This window comes from Pseudoxanthomonas taiwanensis, assembly GCF_010093135.1.
GTDB classification, from domain to species: domain Bacteria; phylum Pseudomonadota; class Gammaproteobacteria; order Xanthomonadales; family Xanthomonadaceae; genus Pseudoxanthomonas; species Pseudoxanthomonas taiwanensis.
Genome location: NZ_PDWK01000002.1, coordinates 1 through 19,782, shown reverse-complemented (window position 1 = coordinate 19,782; position 19,782 = coordinate 1). Strand labels below are relative to the sequence as shown.

General features: G+C 71.9%; 12 protein-coding genes and 1 pseudogene. 7 read left to right on the top strand and 6 right to left on the bottom strand.

The window, feature by feature from the left end; all coding sequences use genetic code 11:
* The first annotated feature begins 102 nt into the window (after positions 1-102).
* The 3 genes from CR938_RS00665 (at position 103) to CR938_RS00655 (ending at position 5,613) form a co-directional block, all read left to right on the top strand.
* Positions 103-2,490: a TonB-dependent receptor plug domain-containing protein gene (locus CR938_RS00665; RefSeq protein WP_162123154.1), complete on the top strand. Its 2,388-nt coding sequence runs from the start codon at positions 103-105 to the stop codon at positions 2,488-2,490.
* Positions 2,491-2,646: 156 nt separating this feature from the next.
* A complete protein-coding gene (gene ybaL, locus CR938_RS00660; protein ID WP_162123153.1) occupies positions 2,647-4,350 on the top strand; it encodes a YbaL family putative K(+) efflux transporter in 1,704 nt (567 codons plus the stop codon).
* Positions 4,351-4,401: 51 nt separating this feature from the next.
* Positions 4,402-5,613, top strand: a complete 1,212-nt coding sequence (locus CR938_RS00655; protein WP_162123152.1) for an NAD(P)/FAD-dependent oxidoreductase — start codon at positions 4,402-4,404, stop codon at positions 5,611-5,613.
* A 28-nt stretch (positions 5,614-5,641) separates the two neighbouring features.
* Here CR938_RS00655 and CR938_RS00650 read toward each other — a convergent pair whose 3' ends face one another.
* The 6 genes from CR938_RS00650 to CR938_RS00625 all read right to left on the bottom strand — a co-directional run bounded on the left by CR938_RS00650 (position 5,642) and on the right by CR938_RS00625 (position 15,392).
* The gene (locus CR938_RS00650; protein ID WP_162123151.1) at positions 5,642-6,928 is read right to left on the bottom strand and encodes an O-acetylhomoserine aminocarboxypropyltransferase/cysteine synthase family protein; all 1,287 of its coding nucleotides are present in this window, start codon (positions 6,926-6,928) and stop codon (positions 5,642-5,644) included.
* Positions 6,929-7,101: 173 nt separating this feature from the next.
* Positions 7,102-9,687 carry an ATP-dependent chaperone ClpB gene (clpB, locus tag CR938_RS00645; protein WP_162123150.1) on the bottom strand — a complete coding sequence of 862 codons (2,586 nt, stop codon included), beginning with the start codon at positions 9,685-9,687 and terminating at the stop codon, positions 7,102-7,104.
* 205 nt (positions 9,688-9,892) lie between these two features.
* Positions 9,893-10,486 (bottom strand): DUF4166 domain-containing protein, encoded by a 594-nt coding sequence (locus tag CR938_RS00640; protein WP_162123149.1) that lies wholly within the window; start codon positions 10,484-10,486, stop codon positions 9,893-9,895.
* A 65-nt stretch (positions 10,487-10,551) separates the two neighbouring features.
* Positions 10,552-11,370: a DUF3014 domain-containing protein gene (locus CR938_RS00635; RefSeq protein WP_162123148.1), complete on the bottom strand. Its 819-nt coding sequence runs from the start codon at positions 11,368-11,370 to the stop codon at positions 10,552-10,554.
* A gap of 69 nt (positions 11,371-11,439) precedes the next feature.
* A complete protein-coding gene (locus tag CR938_RS00630; RefSeq protein ID WP_162123147.1) occupies positions 11,440-13,044 on the bottom strand; it encodes a hypothetical protein in 1,605 nt (534 codons plus the stop codon).
* 104 nt (positions 13,045-13,148) lie between these two features.
* A complete protein-coding gene (locus CR938_RS00625; protein WP_162123146.1) occupies positions 13,149-15,392 on the bottom strand; it encodes a TonB-dependent receptor in 2,244 nt (747 codons plus the stop codon).
* 204 nt (positions 15,393-15,596) lie between these two features.
* On the opposite strand from CR938_RS00625, the gene otsB reads away from it, so the two are divergent.
* The 4 genes and pseudogenes from otsB to CR938_RS14420 all read left to right on the top strand — a co-directional run.
* Positions 15,597-16,379, top strand: coding sequence for a trehalose-phosphatase (otsB, locus tag CR938_RS00620; RefSeq protein ID WP_162123145.1), 783 nt, complete (start codon positions 15,597-15,599; stop codon positions 16,377-16,379).
* Between the two features lie 20 nt (positions 16,380-16,399).
* Positions 16,400-18,181: a glycoside hydrolase family 15 protein gene (locus CR938_RS00615; protein ID WP_162123225.1), complete on the top strand. Its 1,782-nt coding sequence runs from the start codon at positions 16,400-16,402 to the stop codon at positions 18,179-18,181.
* Complete coding sequence (otsA, locus tag CR938_RS00610; protein WP_162123144.1) at positions 18,178-19,548, top strand: alpha,alpha-trehalose-phosphate synthase (UDP-forming); 1,371 nt, start codon at positions 18,178-18,180, stop codon at positions 19,546-19,548. The genes CR938_RS00615 and otsA overlap by 4 nt, the downstream gene beginning before the upstream one ends.
* A gap of 131 nt (positions 19,549-19,679) precedes the next feature.
* A pseudogene (locus tag CR938_RS14420) lies at positions 19,680-19,782 on the top strand (transposase family protein); the annotation flags it as partial.

Below are 19,782 nucleotides of genomic sequence, written 5' to 3'. Positions count from 1 at the left end.
TGCGTGCCGGTTCCCAGTGCGAAGCTTCCTGGCAGTGCGACACCGTCATCCGCCGGGGCCCGCCCGGCGTTCCTGCAACACCGCAAAGGAGCCCCGTCAGACATGTCCTTCCGCGCTTTCTCCCCGCTGGCCATCGCCATCGCCGCCACGCTCGCCGCCGCGCCCGCGCGCGGCCAGGAGGCCCCGGTGCAGGCGAGCACCCTGGACACGGTGATCGTCACCGGCACCCGCGTGGCCGACCGCACCGTGGCCGAGTCGCAGTCGCCGATCGACATCATCACCCCCGAGGCGCTGCAGGCCACCGGCACCACCGAGCTGGCCACCGCGCTGGCGCGCGCCCTGCCCTCGCTGAACTTCCCGCGCCCGGCCATGGCCGACGGCACCAGCGGCGTGCGCCCGGCGCAGCTGCGCGGCCTCTCGCCGGACCAGGTGCTGATCCTGGTCAACGGCAAGCGCCGCCACGTCTCGGCGCTGGTCAACGTCAACGGCACCATCGGCCGCGGTTCCTCGGCCGTGGACCTCAACGCCATCCCGATCGCCGCGATCGAACGCGTGGAGGTGCTGCGCGACGGCGCCTCGGCGCAGTACGGCTCGGACGCCATCGCCGGCGTGGTCAACATCGTGCTCAAGGGCGCCGGCGAGGGCGGCAGCATCAGCCTCGGCGGCGGCGAGTATTCCGAGGGCGACGGCCGCCAGTGGCAGCTGGCCGGCGACGCCGGGCTGTCCTTCGGCAACGACGGCGGCACCCTGCACCTGGCCGCCCAGGTCGGCCACCAGGACCCGACCAACCGCTCCGGCCCCTACCAGGGCACCGCGCCGCACACCGGCAACTTCCCGGGCGTGGGCGAGCGTGCCTTCAAGATGGGCGATCCGGAAGTGGACCAGTTCGCGGTCTCGGCCAACGCCGCCTTCGACATCGGCGACAGCAGCCAGCTCTACGCCACCCTGATCGGCAGCAACCGCGACATCGTCTCCTTCGCCTTCTACCGCTCGCGCAACCACAGCGGCCAGGGCGCGCTGCTGGCGCAGGTCTATCCCGACGGCTACGTGCCGGAGATCAACCAGATCTCGCAGGACCGCAGCGTGGTGCTCGGCGCCCGCGGCAGCACCGGGTCGGGCTGGAACTGGGACATCAGCTACAACTTCGGCGAGAACGACCTGGACTTCTACACCCAGAACACCATCAACTACAGCCTGGGCGTGGGCAGCCCGCACCGCTTCTACACCGGCAACCTGCAGTACCGGCAGGACGTGGTCAACGCCGACTTCTCGCGCGCGCTCGACCTCGGCCTGGCCTACCCGGCCACCCTGTCCCTCGGCGCCGAGTACCGCAACGAGGAGTGGCGGCAGTCGGCCGGCGAGCCGGATTCCTACTTCGGCAGCGGCGCGCAGGGCTTCGCCGGTTTCACCCCGCGCAACGCCGGCAGCTACGAGCGCCACAGCTACGCGGTCTACGCCGGGCTGGAGGCCGACCTGACCGACCGCTTCTCCGCCGGCATCGCCGGCCGCCACGAGGACTACTCCGACTTCGGCACCGAGACCTCGGGCAAGCTGTCGGCCCGCTACGCCTTCTCCGAGGCGGTGGCCCTGCGCGGCACCGTGTCCAGCGGCTTCCGCGCTCCGGCCCTGGCCCAGCAGAACTACCAGGCCGTGACCACCAACATCAACAACAGCGTGGTCACCGAGACCGGCACCTTCCCCGCCTCCGGCGCGGTGGCCCAGGCCCTGGGCGCCGAGCCGCTCAAGGCCGAGACCTCGCTGTCGTACAGCCTGGGCCTGGTGCTGCAGCCGGCCGAGCGCCTGTACATCACCATCGACGCCTACCAGATCGACATCGACGACCGCATCGTGCTGTCGTCCAACCTCAACCTGACCGACAACCAGGCCGCGCAGGACCTGCTGGCCAGCCTCGGCATCAACGGGGTGACCGCGGCACGCTACTTCAACAACGCCATCGACACCCGCACCCGCGGCGTGGACGTGGTCGGCACCTGGACGGTGCCGCTGGCCGCCTCCGCCTTGGACCTGACCGCCAGCTACAACCGCAACAAGACCGAGGTCACCCGGATCGCGCCCAACCCGCCGATCCTGGACCAGCTGGGTGCGAACCTGGAGCGCATCGGCCGCGACGAGCGCGGCCGCATCGAGGAGGGCGCACCGCGCGACAAGTTCGCCCTGGGCGCGCTGTGGCGCGCGGGTGCCTGGGAGCTGGCCGCCAACGCCACCCGCTACGGCGAGTTCACCAGCCGCCATGCCTCCAATCCGGCGCAGGACCAGACCTACGGCGCCCGCTGGACCCTGGACACCTCGGTCAGCTTCCGCCCGGTGGCGGGCTGGACCTTCACCCTGGGTGCGGACAACGTGCTGGACGAGTACCCGGAGAAGACCATCTTCCCGAACTCGACCTCCGGCATGATGCCGTACAGCCTGTACTCGCCGTTCGGCTTCAACGGGCGCTACGTCTACGGCCGGGTCGGCTACGCCTGGTGAGCCGCGCCGCCGCGCCGGCACGGAAGGCCCCGCCCCGGCGGGGCCTTTCCGTTCCGGGGGAAGGCCGCTCCGGAATTTGCTTACGGCGCACGGGGGCAGCGGCGAAACTCGTTGCACGCGGCCCGCCGCCGCCCCTCCCAGGTACACCCCTCCCCGATGCACCACGACACCAGCCTGATCGAGATCGTCGCCGTCGGCCTGGGCCTGGCCTTCGTGCTCGGCGCCCTGGCCAACCGGCTGCGCCTGTCGCCCCTGGTCGGCTACCTGCTGGCCGGCGTTTGCGTCGGCCCGTTCACCCCCGGGTTCGTCGCCGACCAGGAGCTGGCCAACCAGCTGTCGGAGATCGGCGTGATGCTGCTGATGTTCGGCGTGGGCCTGCACTTCTCGCTGGACGACCTGCTGGAGGTGAAGTGGATCGCCATCCCCGGCGCGGTGGCGCAGATCGCGGTGGCGACCGTGCTCGGCTGGGGTGTGGCCTGGTTGATGGGCTGGCCGCACCTGCACGGCCTGATCTTCGGCTTCTCCCTGGCCACCGCCTCGACCGTGGTGCTGCTGCGGGCCATGGAGGAGCGCCGCCTGCTGGAGACCATGCGCGGCAAGATCGCGGTCGGCTGGCTGATCGTGGAGGACATGGCCTGCGTGCTGGCGCTGGTGATGATGCCGGTCATCGCCAGCCTGTTCGGCCCGGACGCCGGCCGCGAATCGCTCACCCTCGGCGCCGTGCTGTCCCGCATCGGCTGGACCTTCGTCCAGCTGGGCCTGTTCGTGGCGGTGATGCTGCTGGTAGGGCGACGGGTCATCCCCTGGGTGCTGGAGAAGATCGCCGGCACCGGCTCGCGCGAGCTGTTCACCCTCTCGGTGCTGGCCATCGCCCTGGGCGTGGCGTTCGGCGCGGCCGCCCTGTTCGGCGTGTCCTTCGCCCTGGGCGCGTTCTTCGCCGGCATGATGCTCAACGAGTCCGAGCTCAGCCACAAGGCGGCCAACGACTCGCTGCCGCTGCGCGACGCGTTCGCGGTGCTGTTCTTCGTGTCGGTGGGCATGCTGTTCGACCCGGCCATCCTGGTCGAGCATCCCTGGCAGGTGCTGGCCACCGCCGCCATCATCCTGTTCGGCAAGTCGGCGGCCGCGTTCCTGATCGTGCGCGCCTTCGGCCACCCCAAGTCCACCGCACTGACCATCTCCGCCTCGCTGGCGCAGATCGGCGAGTTCGCCTTCATCATCGCCGGCCTGGGCGTGGCGCTGGGGATCCTGCCGGTGGCCGGCCAGGCGCTGGTGCTGGCCGGCGCCCTGATCACGATCATGCTCAACCCGCTGATCTTCATGCTGCTGGACCGCTGGGAGGCGCGGCACCGCGAGCAGGCGCCGGCCCGGCAGGAGCCGGAACCGCCCGCAGGCCCGCCGCTGCAGCCGGGCCACCACGCCATCGTCATCGGCTACGGCCGGGTCGGCAGCGAGCTGGCCATGGTCCTGCGCGAGCGCGGGGTGCCGGTGGTGGTCATCGACGACAACGCCCTGCACGTGGAGCGCGCGCATGCGGCCGGCATCCCCGGCATCCGCGGCCACGCCGCCTCCGACAAGGTGCTGGCCGAGGCGCACCCGGAATCGGCGGCCATCGCCATCCTGGCCATCCCGCAGCCGCTGGAGGCCGGCGAGGCCATCGCCAAGCTGCGCGCCATCAATCCCGCCCTGCCGGTGCGGGCGCGCGCGCCCAGCGACGCCGAGGTCAAGCCCCTGCTGCAGCACGGCGCCGCCGGCGCCGTCATGGCCGAGCGCGAGCTGGCCTACTCGCTGGCCGAGATGGTCATGTCCCCCCCGCCGTTCCGCTACGCCGGGCGCGAGGTGGCGGTGCCGCCGGTCTGAGCCGGGCGGCCTTCACGGGGTGATCGCCCGCGGCCGGGTTGACTGGCCGCCATGGATACCAAGAGCGGCTGCCCCTTCTGGGCGGTGCGCAACCTGCTGGCCCCGCCGCACCCGCCGCCGCGGGGCGACCTGCGCTGCGACGTGGCCGTGGTCGGCGGCGGCATCACCGGCGCGCTCATCGCCGACGAACTGGCCGCGCACGGCCACGAGGTCGTGGTGCTGGAGAAGGGCGACCTGGGCTGGGGCAGCACCAGTGCCAGCACCGCCCTGCTCCAGTACGAGATCGACACCCACCTGGTGGACCTGGCCCGCCGGCACGGCGAGGACAACGCCGCCGGCGCCTACCTGGCCTGCGTGGAGGCCATCGACTGGCTGCGCGGCCGGGCCCGCGGCCTGCCCGGGGTGGGGTTCCGCCCCTGCACCAGCCTGTACTACGCCAGCCGGCGCCGGCACGTGCGCGACCTGCACGAGGAGTTCCAGGCGCGCCGCCGCCACGGCATCGCCGTGGACTGGCTGGAGCCCGGGCAGATCCGCCAGGCCTGGGGCTTCGAGGCCCCGGGCGCGATCCTCAGCCACAAGGCCGCGCAGGTGGATCCGTACCGCATGGCCCACGCCCTGTTCGCGCGCCTGGCCAGGGCCGGCACGCCGGTCCACGACCACCAGGAGGTGGTCGCCATTCGCCCGCAGCCGCGCAAGGTGGTGCTGGCCACCGACGCCGGCGTGCAGGTCCATGCCGGCCACGTGGTCCTGGCCTGCGGCTACGAGAACCAGCGCTGGCTGGAGAAGAACGTGGCGCGCAACCGCTCCAGCTACGCCTTCGTCAGCGACCCGCTGCCGGCCGATGCGCAGGCCGCGCTGCGCGACACCCTCATCTGGGAGAGCGCCCGTCCCTACCTCTACCTGCGCCTGACCCCGGACGGCCGCCTGCTGGCCGGCGGCGAGGACGACGCGGTGGACGTGCCCCTGCGCCGCGACGCCCGGGTCCAGGGCAAGGCCAGGAAGCTGACCAGGCGGGTGGGCGCCCTGTTCCCGGAGCTGCGGCTGCGCCCGGCCTTCGCCTGGGCCGGCACCTTCGCCGAGACCGGCGACGGCCTGCCCTGGTTCGGCCCGCACGCGCAGTGGGGGCCGCGGGTGCACTTCGCCATGGCCTACGGCGGCAACGGCATCACCTATTCGGCCATCGGCGCGCAGCTGCTGCGCGCGCGCATCGAGCGGCGCCGCCATCCGCTGGCGGCGCTGTTCTCGTTCGAGCGCAGGGCCTGACCGGCGCCGCGGGCGCGGCCGGCCGCACTCAGGCCGCCGCCAGCGCCTGGTCCAGGTCGGCGAGCAGGTCGTCGATGTGCTCGATGCCCACGCACAGGCGCACGGTGTCTTCGCTGACGCCCGCCTGTTCCAGCTCCTCCGGCGAGAGCTGGCGGTGGGTGGTGGAGGCCGGGTGCGTGGCCAGCGACTTGGCATCGCCGATGTTCACCAGGCGGGTGAACAGCTGCAGCGCGTCCAGGAAGCGCGCGCCGGCCTCGCGCCCGCCGGGCAGGCCGAAGGTCAGCAGGCCCGAGGCGCCCCTGGGCAGGTACCTGCGCACCAGGGCGTGCTCGGGGTGGTCGTCCAGGCCGGCATAGTTGACCCAGGCCACCTTCGGGTGGCGCTGCAGGTGGCGCGCCACCGCCAGCGCGTTCTGGCTGATCCGCTCCATGCGCAGGGCCAGGGTCTCGATGCCCTGCAGGATCAGGAAGGCGTTGAACGGCGACAGCGCCGCGCCGGTGTTGCGCAGCGGCACCACCCGTGCGCGGCCGATGTACGCCGCCGGGCCCAGCGCCTCGGTGTAGACCACGCCGTGGTAGCTCACGTCCGGCTCGTTGAGGCGGCGGAAGCGCTCGCGGTGCTCGGCCCAGGGGAAGCGCCCGGAATCGACGATGGCCCCGCCCACGCTGGTGCCGTGGCCGCCCAGGTACTTGGTCAGCGAGTGCACCACGATGTCGGCGCCATGGTCGAAGGGCCGCAGCAGGTAGGGCGTGGCCACGGTGTTGTCCACGATCAGCGGCACGCCGTGGGCGTGGGCCACCTTCGCCACCGCCTCGATGTCGGTGACGTTGCCGCGCGGGTTGCCGATGGACTCCACGAACACCGCCTTGGTGCGCCCGTCGATCAGCCGCTCGAACGCGCCCGGGTCGCGGTAGTCGGCGAAGCGCACCTGGATGCCGAACTGCGGCAGGGTGTGGGCGAACAGGTTGAAGGTGCCGCCGTACAGTGCGCTGGAGGAAACGATGTTGTCGCCGGCCTCGGCGATGGTCTGGATGGCGTAGGTGATCGCGGCCTGGCCCGAGGCCAGGGCCAGCGCGCCGACCCCGCCCTCGAGCGCGGCCAGGCGCTGTTCCAGCACGTCCGTGGTCGGATTCATGATCCGGGTGTAGATGTTGCCCTGGACCTTGAGGTCGAACAGGTCCGCACCGTGCTGGGTGTTGTCGAAGGCGTAGGCCACCGTCTGGTAGATCGGCACGGCCACCGCCTTCGTGGTCGGGTCCGGGCGGTAGCCGGCGTGGACGGCAAGGGTTTCGGGCTTCCAGTTCGGCCGGGTCATGCGCGCTGGTCTCACCGTAGCGTGGCAGGGCCATCGAAGATAGCCGGCGCCACGGCCGCGCGCGCGCATGGTTTCAGGGCCAACCGATTACCCGGCGGCATCAGCTGATAACCGCGCAGACACGGAGGGCCACCCGCGGGCGGCCCTCCCCATGCAAGGCCGGCGGTGCCGGCTCAGCCGCGGGCGAACACCAAGCGTCCGCCTTCGGCGCCGACCTTGACCGTGTCCCCGTGGCCGAACTCGCCGGACAGGATCTTCTGCGCCAGCGGGTTCTCCAGCTGCGCCTGGATGGCACGCTTGAGCGGACGGGCGCCGTAGACCGGGTCGAAGCCGACGTTGCCCAGCAGCTCCAGTGCCGCGTCCGACAGCTCCAGCTTCAGGCCGCGATCGTGCAGGCGCTTCTCCAGGCCCTGCAGCTGGATGCGGGCGATGGACTTGATCTGCGCCTTGTCCAGCGGGTGGAACACCACGATCTCGTCCAGGCGGTTGATGAACTCCGGGCGGAAGTGCGCCTGCACCACGCCCATCACCGCGGCCTTCATCTGCACGTAGGCCTCCGGCGAACCGTCGCCGGCCATCTCCTGGATCTGGTGCGAACCCAGGTTGGAGGTCATCACAATGACCGTGTTGCGGAAGTCCACCGTGCGGCCCTGCCCGTCGGTCAGGCGGCCGTCGTCCAGCACCTGCAGCAGGACGTTGAACACGTCCGGGTGTGCCTTCTCCACCTCGTCCAGCAGGATCAGCGAGTACGGCCGGCGGCGCACCGCCTCGGTCAGGTAGCCACCCTCCTCGTAGCCGACGTAGCCCGGGGGCGCGCCGATCAGGCGGGCCACGGAGTGCTTCTCCATGAACTCGCTCATGTCGATGCGCACCATGGCGTCGGAGCTGTCGAACAGGAACTCGGCCAGTGCCTTGCACAGCTCGGTCTTGCCAACGCCGGTCGGGCCCAGGAACAGGAACGAGCCGATCGGCCGGTTCGGGTCGGACAGGCCGGCGCGCGAGCGGCGCACCGCGTCGGACACGGCGCGGATGGCCTCGTCCTGGCCGACCACGCGCTTGTGCAGCTCGGCCTCCATGCGCAGCAGCTTCTCGCGCTCGCCCTCCAGCATCTTGCTGACCGGGATGCCGGTCCAGCGGCTGACCACCTCGGCGATCTCCTCGGCGGTGACCTTGTCCTGGACCAGGCGGAATTCCTTCTTCTCCGCCTCCTGCGCCGCGGCCAGCTGCTTCTCCAGGGCCGGGATGCGGCCGTACTGGATCTCGCTCATCTTCGCGAAGTCCTGCACGCGCCGGGCGGCCTCCAGCTCCAGCTTGGCCTGCTCGATCTGCTCCTTGATCCGGGTGGCGCCCTGCAGCGCGGCCTTCTCCGACTTCCACACCTCGTTGAGGTCGGCGAACTCGCGCTCCAGCCTGGCGATCTCCGCCTCCAGGTCGGCCAGGCGCTGCCTGGAGGCCTCGTCGGTCTCCTTCTTCAGCATCTCGCGCTGGATCTTCAGCTGGACCAGCCTGCGCTCGAGGCGGTCCAGCTCCTCCGGCTTGGAATCGATCTCCATGCGGATGCGGCTGGCGGCCTCGTCCATCAGGTCGATGGCCTTGTCCGGCAGCTGCCGGTCGGCGATGTAGCGGTGCGACAGCGTGGCCGCGGCGACGATGGCCGGGTCGGTGATCTCCACGCCGTGGTGCACGGCGTAGCGCTCCTTCAGGCCGCGCAGGATGGCGATGGTGTCCTCCACCGACGGCTCGCCCACGTACACCTTCTGGAAACGGCGCTCCAGCGCGGCGTCCTTCTCCACGTACTGGCGGTACTCGTCCAGGGTGGTGGCGCCGATGCAGTGCAGCTCGCCGCGCGCCAGCGCCGGCTTGAGCATGTTGCCGGCGTCCATGGCGCCCTCGGCCTTGCCGGCGCCGACCATGGTGTGCAGCTCGTCGATGAACAGGATGATCTGGCCCTCGCTCCTGGCCAGGTCGTTGAGCACGGCCTTCAGACGCTCCTCGAACTCGCCGCGGTACTTGGCGCCGGCGATCAGCGCGCCCATGTCCAGGGCCAGCAGGCGCTTGCCCTTGAGCTGCTCGGGCACCTCGCCCTTGACGATGCGCTGGGCCAGGCCCTCCACGATCGCGGTCTTGCCCACGCCCGGCTCGCCGATCAGCACCGGGTTGTTCTTGGTGCGGCGCTGCAGGACCTGGATGGTGCGGCGGATCTCCTCGTCGCGGCCGATCACCGGGTCCAGCTTGCCGGCCTCGGCGCGCGCGGTCAGGTCGATGGTGTACTTCTCCAGCGCCTGGCGCTGGTCCTCGGCGTTCTCCGACTGCACGGTCTCGCCCCCGCGCACCTTCTCGATGGCCTTCTGCAGGCCGGCCCTGGTCACGCCCGCCGCCTTCAGCGCCTGGCCCGCGGCCCCGCCGTCCTCCAGCGCGGCCAGCACGAACCATTCGCTGGCGATGTACTGGTCGCCATGCTCCTGGGCCAGCCGGTCGGTCAGGTTGAGCAGGCGCGCCAGGTCGTTGCCGACGGACAGGCTGCCGGCCTGGCCGGACACCTTCGGCAGCTTCTCCAGTGCCTCGCCCAGGCGCTCGCGCAACAGCGGCACGTTGGCGCCGGCCTGGGCCAGCAGCGGCCGGGTGCGGCCGCCGGTCTGGTCCAGCAGCGCGGTCAGCACGTGCACCGGCTCGAGCAGGTTGTGGTCCCGCGCCACCGCCAGCGACTGGGCATCGGCCAGCGCCTGCTGGAAACGGGAAGTGAGCTTGTCCATCCGCATGTGGGCACCATCCAGTCTTGGGGCCGCCAGCCGGCCCGATGCCCCAGAGGTGCGGTTGCCGGCGGCCGTTTCAAGCCTGCCTGCGACGGAATGCGGGGGTATTTACGCAAATTTCACCTTGGCCGACGCCGCCGGAAATGGTTGCCACCATCGACAGCGTCACTTCCGGCCAAGCCAAGCAGAGCGCCCCTCCGGCCGCGGCCCGTCAGGGCGGCGGGCCGGCCGCCTCCGCCGCCGGCTCCAGCCAGCCTTGGTAGCGCACCAGCGGCCCCAGCAGGACCAGCGCGATTTCCACGTGGAAGTGGTAGCGGCCGTCCTGCTCCCATTCCCGGCCCCGGGTCCCGGCGAACAGGCGCGCCGGCAGGGGCAGCAGCCCGAGCAGGCGCGCGCCGGCCACGTTCCAGTACACCACCCCGTCGGCCACGTGCAGGGCGAAGCGGAACTGCACCGCCCCCAGGCGCTCGACCAGCAGGCCCTTGCGGCAGCGCAGGCGGGGGACCATGCGGTGGCCGCCGAACTGGCGCTGCCAGGTCTCCGCGCCCGGCCCGGCGGTCAGGCCGATGCGCAGCGGCGCCTGCCGCATCGCCGGCGGCAGCCGCGCGATCCAGCCGCACAGCCGCGCCAGCAGGCCGCCGCCGCGCTCGATGTCCACCCGCCCGGCGAACTCGTCGCGGCCACGCACCGAATGCAGGCGCCGCACGCTCTCCGGCAGCTTGAAGAACGGCGCGCGCAGCACCTGCTGGAACACCGTCGGTTCGGGGGCGGTGGTCAGGACGGTCGGGGGCGGTTGGCCGGTCATGGTGGCGGCGGGCGGTGGAACGGGCGCGCAGGATAGCGCCGCGCCCGCATCCGTGCAGCGCCGCCTCAGGGACGGGCGAGCGCCCTGCGCAGCGCGGCCAGCCAGGCCTTGACCTCGGCGCGATGCCCGGGCGCCAGCCGCAGCAGCGCCTTGTGGCCGATCGAGGCCGACTCCAGCGCCGGATCGGCGTAGCGCAGCCGGCCGTGCGCGTCCTGCACCAGCTCCGGCGGCTGCGCCGGCTCGGGCACCTGCAGCAGGTGGTCCAGCACCGCCACCAGGCGGTCGTTGAAATAGGCCGGCGGATGGCCCAGTTCCTCCCAGGCCTGCTGGAACAGCGGGTAGAAACGGCGGTACAGCGCGGCCACCCGTGCCGGATCGGCGGCGGTCAGGGCCGCCACGTATGGCGCGTAGCGGCCGGCGTTGGCCGCCTGGTCCGCGATCTGCACCCCGTCCTGCTCCGCCACCGCGTAACTGCCCGGCAGCGGCCGGTAGGCCAGCGCGGTGCGCGGCACGCGCGCCTGGGTGAGGTTGTCGGCCATCACCACCAGCCGTTGCACCAGATGGTCGCGCAGCAGCAGCTCCAGGACCGCGGGGTCGGCCACCAGCCCGGCCAGCGCGTCGCGCACTGCCGCGTCGCTGTCGGCCAGGGCCGGGATCGCCGCATCGGCCGCGTCCTCCGGCGGCGCCACCGGATGGCGCGGCGGCGCCTCCGCCCCGTCCCCGGCCTGTTGCGGCGATGGCGGGAGCCCGCCTGGCGCGGGCGGCGCGGCCGCTTCCGGCGGATCGGCCGGCCGCGGCCACAGCAGCCAGCCGCCGGCCACGGCCACCGCGGCGGCCACCAGCAGCCAGGGCCAGCGTGCAGGACGGTTGCGGACCTCGTGCATGTCGTCTCCTCGTGTGGCGGACATGCGGGGTCTGACCGGCAGGATCCGCAGGGGTTCCCCGGCCCGGCGTCAGGCCTGCGGCATGGGCGCCACACGCTGCAGCGACAGCAGGCCGAGCAACAGCGCCAGCACCGCGTAGCCTGCGGCGAACTGCCAGGCGATGATGGCGCGCACCCCCTCCAGCGACCATGGCAGGTAGATGCCGCCACGCGGGTCGACGGAGTGGATGACGCCCACCAGGGTCAGCAGCGCGGCCAGCAGCAGCACCGCCGCGGCACGGCGGGGACGCTGCCCGACCAGCGCCACCCGCGCGGGGCTCCACAGCATGGCGGTGATGATGAAGCCGTTGCCCAGGGTCACGATCGCGGCCAGCTCCGGCAGGCCGTGGCCGTCGGCGCCCTCGTACAGCGCGGCGAAGGTCTGCGCCGGGATCCAGGCCGGGTTGCCCAGCTTGATCACCAGCAGGTAGGCGATCGCCGGCAGGAAGGCCAGCGCCACCGCCGGCGCGTGCCGGCGCGGGCTGTCGTGGAAGGCCTGCACGGTGATGTCCAGGCCCACGTAGACGATGATCGGCGCCAGCACCGCCACCGGCAGCCACTGCACCAGCATGGACACGTAGCCGAGGATCCCGCCCAGGCCGATGAACAGGCCGGCCAGCAGCGTGTAGCCGTGGCGCGCGCCCATGTGCTTGTACGCCGGCTGGCCGATGTAGGGCGTGGTCTGGGCCACGCCGCCACACACGCCGGCCACCAGGGTGGACACCGCCTCGGCCAGCAGCACGTCGCGGGTGCGGTAGTCGTCGCCGGCCGCGCGCGCGCTTTCGGCGACATTGATCCCGCCGACCACCATCAGCAGCCCGAACGGCAGCAGCAGCGGCAGGTAGGGCACGGTATACGGCAGGCCCGCGATGAAGCCGGCATTGGGCAGCGGCAGCACCAAGGCCGGCGGCTGCAGCTCCGGCAGGCGGAAACCCGGCACGCCGAGGCCGGCCAGGCCCAGCCCGTAGTACAGCGCGGTGCCGGCGACGAACGCGGCGAACACGCCCGGCACCTTCCACGGCAGCCGGCCCCTGCCGACCAGCACGTACAGCAGCAGGCCCAGCGTGGCGATGCCGACCACCGGGTTGCGCAGGGTTTCGACCAGCGGCAGGAAGCCCAGCAGCGCCAGCGCGGCGCCGCCGATGGAACCCAGCAGTGCCGCCCGCGGCAGCACCCGGGTGACCCAGTCGCCGGCGAAGGACATCACCAGCTTGAGCAGGCCCATCACCACCAGCGAGGCCATGCCCAGCCGCCAGGTGGCCAGTGCCGCAGCATCGCTGGCCATGCCCTGCCGCAGGAAGCCGGCATAGGCCGGGCCCAGCACCAGCAGGGCCATGCCGATGCTGGTCGGCGCGTCCAGGCCCAGCGGCATGGCGGTGACGTCGTCACGCCCGCTGCGCAGTGCCAGGCACCGCGCCATCACGGTGTAGACCAGGTTGCCGACCAGCACGCCCAGCGCGGTGCCGGGGAACATGCGCCCGAACACGACCTCCGCCGGGAACTGGAAGATCCCGACCAGGGCCGCGGCGATGAAGCCGAGGATGGACAGGTTGTCGACCACCAGGCCGAAGAACCCGTTGAGGTCGCCGGCGACGATCCAGGGCAGGCGGCGGGACTGGGCGGGGGCATCGGACATCGGGATGGTCTTCGCTCGGGTCGCGTGGAAGCGGACCGGCACCGGGCCGGCCCGCACGGATGGGAGGACGTGGCGGGGCCGGCGTCGCGGCCGGCCCCGTCCGGTCAGAAGCGGGTGCGGAACTCCACGCCCCAGGTACGCGGCTCGTTGAGGAAGCCGGTGAGGTTGTTGAAGTCGATCGCGCCGACGATGCGCTCCTGGTCGGTGATGTTGCGGCCGAACAGTGCCACTTCCTGGTCGCCCTGGTTCCACAGGTAGCCGATGCGCAGGCCGCCTTCCAGCGAGGACTTGCCGCGGAACTCGCGCGACTCGTACAGGAAGAAGTTGACCTCGCTGCGGTAGGCCCAGTCGGTGAGGAAGTACAGCTCGCCACCGGCCAGCGGCATGCCATAGCGCGCGGTGAGGTTGTGCACCCACTCCGGCGCCTGCGGCAGCGGGTTGCCGTCGATCAGCGCCCGGCCGGCCGCGTCCAGCGGGTCGGTCACGGTGCAGGCCGCGCACACGGCCACCGACAGCGTGTCGTCGCGGATCTCGGTGTCGTTGTAGCTGGAGCCCAGGGTCACCAGCAGGTGGTCGGTCAGGTAGGCCTCCAGGTCCAGCTCCAGGCCCTGGCCGATGGTGCGGTCGGCGTTGTGCAGGGTGGCGATGTTGCTGCCGCCGCCCACGGCGATGACCTGCTGGTCGTCCACCGTGTAGCGGAACAGGTTGAAGCCCAGGCGCGCGCGGCGGTCCCACAGGTCGGCCTTCAGGCCCAGCTCCCAGGACAGCACCTCCTCCGAGTCGGCGGTGGTCACGCCGCCGTTGGGCGCGCCGGGATCGGCGAACAGCAGCCGGCCCTGGATCGAGGGTGCGCGGAAACCCTTGGCCACGCGCGCGTACAGGTTCACGTCCTCGTTCACCGCGTACACCACGCTGGCGTCCCAGCTGACATCGTTGGCGTCGGTGTGCACCCGGTACGGGCCGCCCACCGGTGCGCCGAACGGCGCGGCCTCCAGCACCTGCGCGGCGAAGTCCTTGCGGTCGCGGGTGTAGCGCAGGCCGCCGCGCAGCTTCAGCCGGTCGGTGGCGTCGTACTCGCCGGAGGCGAACACGGCCCAGGCGGTGTTCTCCTGCTGCTGCACGGCGAAGCCGGCCTGCGGGTTGCCCGGGCTGAGCGAGTCGTAGTTGAAGCCGTGGATGGTGATCTCCTCGCGGAACCAGAACAGGCCGGCCTGCCAGTTGAACGGGCCGTCGTAGGCCGACTCCAGGCGCAGCTCCTGGGTGAGCTGCTCGTGGTCCGGCAGGCCGTCGGCCGACTCGGAAGCGAACGGGATCACGCCGGGGCCGGAATCGGGCAGGAACGCCGCGCCGTAGCCGCCGTCGATGTCGCCGCGGTTGAGCGATTCGGCCGTCTCGTAGCCGGTGATCGAATGCAGTACCAGGCCGTCGAAGTCCCAGCGCAGGCGCGCGCTGGCGCCCCAGGTCTCCAGGTCGGAGAAGTTGACGCCGTCCAGCGAGACCTTTTCGCGATCGAAGCCGGGGACCAGGTCGTTCGTGCCCGGCTGGATGATGTTGGCGCGGAACAGGCGCGCGGTGCCGTTGAGGTCGCGCCGGTGCAGGTTCAGCAGGGCCTCGAAGGCCTCGCCCTCGTACAGGAACTGCACCCGCACCGCGGATTCGTCGTAGCCCTCGAAACCCTCGTTGGGCGCGCCGTCGAGGGTGTTGTCGACCCAGTCGTCGCGGCGCTGGTACAGCGCCGACAGGCGCGCCGACCAGCGCGGGCCGAGCGGGCCGCCGACCGCGCCCTCGAAGTTGACCATCGCGTCGCTGCCCACGCCCAGCCTGGCGTAGCCGCCGAACTCCTGCGAGGGCCTGACCGACTCGAACTTGACCACGCCAGCCGGGGTGTTGCGCCCGAACAGGGTGCCCTGCGGGCCGCGCAGCACTTCCACCCGCTCCAGGTCGAACAGCGGGAAGCCCTTCAGCAGCGGGCTTTCCTGCACCACCTCGTCGTACAGCAGCGACACCGGTTGCGAGGCATTGAGGTCGAAGTCGGTGTTGCCCAGGCCGCGGATGTAGAAGCGCGGGAAGGCGCGGCCATAGGACGACTCGATGTTGAGGCTGGGCACGCGTGCGGACAGGAAGCGGATGTCGGCGCCGGCGGAGCCGTACAGGGCCAGCTTCTCCGCATCCACGCTGGTGATGGACACCGGCACGTCCTGGATGTTCTCGACCTTGCGCTGGGCGGTGACCTGGATCGCATCGAGGGTGGCGGCGTCCTGCGCGTGCAGCGCCGGTGCCGCCAGCAGGACGGCCAGGGCGGCAGGCAGCGGGCGGCGGCGGAGCGGCGGGAGATGCGAGGGCTTCATCGGAAGGCTCCTGGTGGGGCGGGAGGGAGGACGGGCCGGTCGGGACGGCGGCCGGCCACATCATATCGCTTCATCCGGATGGACGGATACATACCATCCCGCGGGCGTTCCGCGCGATGCCCGCCGCGATCCGCACGCCGCGGCGGGACGCGCCTGCGCGGCCCCGACCTGGTGCTCACGCCGTGGTGGTGCACAATGGTCCGCATGGTCGACGCGATACCCGAACGTCCGTTGCCCCCCCCACTGGGGGACGGTTGCGCCCTGTTCCTCGACGTGGACGGAACCCTGGTCGACTTCGATCCGGACCCGTCCGCCATCCGCATCCCGCCCCAGGTACGCGACGCCATCGGCCGCATCGCCGCGCGGCTGGGCGGCGCCGTGGCCCTGGTCAGCGGCCGCACCCTGGAGCAGCTGGATGCGCTGTTCGCGCCGCTGCGGTTGCCGGCCGCCGGCGTGCATGGCCACCAGTTCCGCGGCAGCGGCGAGGCCGCCACAGCCATCCCCGGGGACACCTCGGCCTTCCTGCACGAGCTACACCGCGAGGCGCTGCACCTGGCCCACGCCCACCCTGGCGTGCGCGTGGAGCACAAGGGCGTGAGCCTGGCGCTGCACTGGCGCGCCGCCCCGCACGCCGCCGCCGCGGTACTGGACTTCGCCGGCTCGCGCGTCGCAGGATTGCCCGGTTACCGCCTGCAGCCGGGCGACCACGTGGTCGAGTTCGTGCCTGCGGCCAGCGACAAGGGCCGGGCGGTGCAGCGGATGCTCGCCGAACCCGCCTTCGCCGGCCGCGTACCGGTGTTCGTCGGCGACGATCTGACCGACGAATACGGCTTCCAGGCCGCCAACCGTGCCGGAGGATGGAGCGTGCTGGTGGGCACCCGTACCGCCAGCGCCGCCACCTACGCCCTGCCCGACACCCGTGCCGTGCACGCCTGGCTGCTGGCCAACGCACCGGTGGCGGAAACCGCCACGCCGGGCCACGACTGAATCCGGGGACGCGCATGCAGATACACGAGGCCAACCTGCACCTGGGCGTGATCGGCAACGGCAGCTTCGGCGCCCTGCTGGACCAGCGCGCGCGCGTGGTCTGGGCCTGCCTGCCGGCATTCGACGGCGATCCGGCCTTCTGTGCCCTGCTCTCCCCGCGCGAGCACGAGGGCGGCGACTTCGCCATCGAGCTGGAGGACTTCTCCCATTCCGAGCAGGCCTACCTGCCCAACACCGCGATCCTGCGCACCGTGCTGTACGACACCCATGGCGGCGCGGTGGAGGTGGTGGACTTCGCCCCGCGCTGGCGCCAGAACGGGCGCTTCTACCGGCCGGTGTCCATCATCCGCCGGCTCACCCCGCTGGCCGGCAGCCCGCGCGTGCGCGTACGCATGCGGCCGCTGGCCGACTGGGGCGCGCGCGTGCCCGAGCATACCTGGGGCAGCAACCACATCCGCTGGCTGCTGCCGGAGTTCACCCTGCGCCTGACCACCGACGTGCCGGTGCGCTTCGTGCGCGAAGGCCTGCCGTTCGTGCTTACCCACCGCATGCACCTGGTGCTGGGCCCGGACGAGCCGCTGGCCCGCTCCATCCCCGGCTACGTGGAGGAGGCGCTGGCGCTGACCCGCGACTACTGGCGCGAGTGGGTGCGCTACCTGTCCATCCCGCTGGACTGGCAGGAAGCGGTGATCCGCAGCGCGATCACCCTCAAGCTGTGCCAGTACGAGGACAGCGGCGCGATCATCGCGGCGATGACCACCTCCATCCCGGAGGCACCGGGCACCTCGCGCAACTGGGACTACCGCTACTGCTGGCTGCGCGATGCCGCCTTCGTGGTGCGCGCCCTCAACCGCCTGGGCGCGACCCGCACCATGGAGGAATTCCTGCGCTACATCTTCAACATCGCCAGCCACGACGGCCACCTGCAGCCGCTGTACGGCATCGGCTTCGAGGAGCGCCTGGAGGAGCACGAGGTGCCCTCGCTGGCCGGCTACCGCGGCATGGGCCCGGTGCGGCGCGGCAACCTGGCCTGGATGCAGAAGCAGCACGACGTCTACGGCAGCGTGGTGCTGGCCTCCACCCAGCTGTTCTTCGACCAGCGCCTGGCCGACCCCGGCAACATGGACACCTTCGCCCGCCTGGAGCCGCTGGGCGAACGCGCCTTCGCCCTGTACGACGTGCCCGACTCGGGCCTGTGGGAGTTCCGCAACCGCGCCGAGGTCCACACCTACACCGCGGCCATGTGCTGGGTGGCCTGCGACCGCCTGGCCAAGATCGCCACGCGCCTGGGCCTGGAGGACCGCGCCCGCTACTGGCGGCAGCGCGCCGACATCATCCACGCCGCCACCCTGGAGCGGGCCTGGCGCCCGGAAAGCGGCCGCTTCAGCGCCTCGTTCCAGAGCGACTACCTGGACGCCTCGCTGCTGCTGCTGGCCAAGTTCGGCTTCATCGAGGCGCGCGACCCGCGCTACGTGGCCACGGTGGAGGCCATCGGCCGCGAGCTGCGCCGCGGCGACGGCATGTTCCGCTACGTCGCTCCGGACGACTTCGGCACGCCGGAGACCAGCTTCACCATCTGCACCTTCTGGTACATCGACGCGCTGGCGGCCATCGGCCGCATGGACGAGGCGCGCGAGCTGTTCGAGCGGGTGCTCGCGCGCCGGAACCACCTGGGCCTGCTGTCGGAGGACATGGCCTTCGACAGCGGCGAGGGCTGGGGCAACTTCCCCCAGACCTACTCGCACGTGGGCCTGATCATCGCCGCGATGCGGCTGTCCCGCTCCTGGCAGGAGGCTTCGTGAGTCGACTGATCGTCGTATCCAACCGTGTCGCCCTTCCCGGGGAGAACCGCCCCGGCGGCCTGGCCGTGGCCCTGCTGGCCGCGCTGCGCGAGCGCGGCGGCGTGTGGTTCGGCTGGAGCGGGCGCACCGCCCGCCGCGCCCGCAGCGGCGAGGTCCACGAGCAGCAGGACGGCAACATCCGCTACGTCACCGTGGACCTGGACCGCGCGGACCTGGACGCCTACTACAACGGCTTCTCCAACCGCGCCCTGTGGCCGCTGCTGCACTTCCGCCTGGACCTGATCGACTACGACCGCGCCACCCGCGAAGGCTACCGGCGGGTCAACGCCATGTTCGCCGACCGCCTGGCGCCGCTGCTGCGCGACAGCGACACGGTGTGGGTGCACGACTACCACCTGATTCCGCTGGCGGCGCTGCTGCGCGAGCGTGGGGTCGGCTGCCGGATCGGCTTCTTCCTGCACGTGCCGGTGCCCTCTGCGGACCTGCTGATGGCCATGCCGGACCACACCCAGCTGTTCTCCAGCCTGTACTCCTACGACCTGCTCGGCTTCCAGACCCGGCGCGACACCGACCGCTTCCACTCCTACGTGCGCCTGTACGGCGGCGGCCGCATCGTCGGCGAGAACCTGCTGGAGGGCCCGGACGGGCGCCGCTTCCGCACCGGCACCTTCCCCATCAGCATCGACACCGAGAACATCGCCCGCCAGGCGGCCGCGGCCGTGTCCAAGCCCGCGGTGCGCGCCCTGCGCACCAGCCTGGAGGACCGCATGCTGGCCATCGGCGTGGACCGGCTGGACTACTCCAAGGGCCTGCCGGAGCGCTTCCACGGCTTCGAGCGCTTCCTGCAGCGGCACCCGGACCAGAAGGGCCGGCTGACCTACCTGCAGATCGCGCCGCTGTCGCGCACCGACGTGACCGAGTACCGCAACCTGCGCAGCCAGCTGGAGCAGATCGCCGGCCACATCAACGGCGCCCACGCCGAGCCGGACTGGACGCCGCTGCGCTACGTCAACCGCAACTTCCCGCACGCCACCCTCACCGGCTTCTACCGCACCGCGCGCATCGGCCTGGTCACGCCGCTGCGCGACGGCATGAACCTGGTGGCCAAGGAGTACGTGGCCTCGCAGGATCCCGAGAACCCCGGCGTGCTGGTGCTGTCGCTGCTGGCCGGCGCCGCGCAGGAGCTGCGCGAGGCGCTGCTGGTCAACCCGCACGACCTGGACGGCGTGGCCGACGCCATCGCCACCGCGGCCACCATGCCGCTGGCGCGGCGCAAGGAGCGCTGGCATGCGATGATGGAGCACCTGCGCAAGCACGACATCCAGGCTTGGCGCAAGGACTATCTGGCAGCCCTGGAATCGGCCTGACAGCTTCCCCTCAGCTGTGGATGCCGATGATGGGGCGCACGCGCGCGTCCGGGCGGCCATGCCATGCGCCGGGTGTGCGCGTTCCATCCGCACCGAGGTTCCAACGCGGCTGTGACCAGCCGGTAGCGGCCATCCACGACCAGACCGTTCGCCGGATCCGGGACCTGCCGCTGTTCGAATACGCGGTGGAATTGTGGGTACCGCGGCTGCGCCTGGCCTGCCCGCGCTGCGGCC

Excerpts from the sequence above, each read along its gene's own strand:
- CR938_RS00665 (WP_162123154.1), top strand. The coding sequence starts at position 103 with ATGTCCTTCCGCGCTTTCTCCCCGCTGGCCATCGCCATCGCCGCCACG.
- ybaL (WP_162123153.1), top strand. The coding sequence starts at position 2,647 with ATGCACCACGACACCAGCCTGATCGAGATCGTCGCCGTCGGCCTGGGC.
- CR938_RS00655 (WP_162123152.1), top strand. The coding sequence starts at position 4,402 with ATGGATACCAAGAGCGGCTGCCCCTTCTGGGCGGTGCGCAACCTGCTG.
- CR938_RS00650 (WP_162123151.1), bottom strand. The coding sequence starts at position 6,928 with ATGACCCGGCCGAACTGGAAGCCCGAAACCCTTGCCGTCCACGCCGGC.
- clpB (WP_162123150.1), bottom strand. The coding sequence starts at position 9,687 with ATGCGGATGGACAAGCTCACTTCCCGTTTCCAGCAGGCGCTGGCCGAT.
- CR938_RS00640 (WP_162123149.1), bottom strand. The coding sequence starts at position 10,486 with ATGACCGGCCAACCGCCCCCGACCGTCCTGACCACCGCCCCCGAACCG.
- CR938_RS00635 (WP_162123148.1), bottom strand. The coding sequence starts at position 11,370 with ATGCACGAGGTCCGCAACCGTCCTGCACGCTGGCCCTGGCTGCTGGTG.
- CR938_RS00630 (WP_162123147.1), bottom strand. The coding sequence starts at position 13,044 with ATGTCCGATGCCCCCGCCCAGTCCCGCCGCCTGCCCTGGATCGTCGCC.
- CR938_RS00625 (WP_162123146.1), bottom strand. The coding sequence starts at position 15,392 with ATGAAGCCCTCGCATCTCCCGCCGCTCCGCCGCCGCCCGCTGCCTGCC.
- otsB (WP_162123145.1), top strand. The coding sequence starts at position 15,597 with ATGGTCGACGCGATACCCGAACGTCCGTTGCCCCCCCCACTGGGGGAC.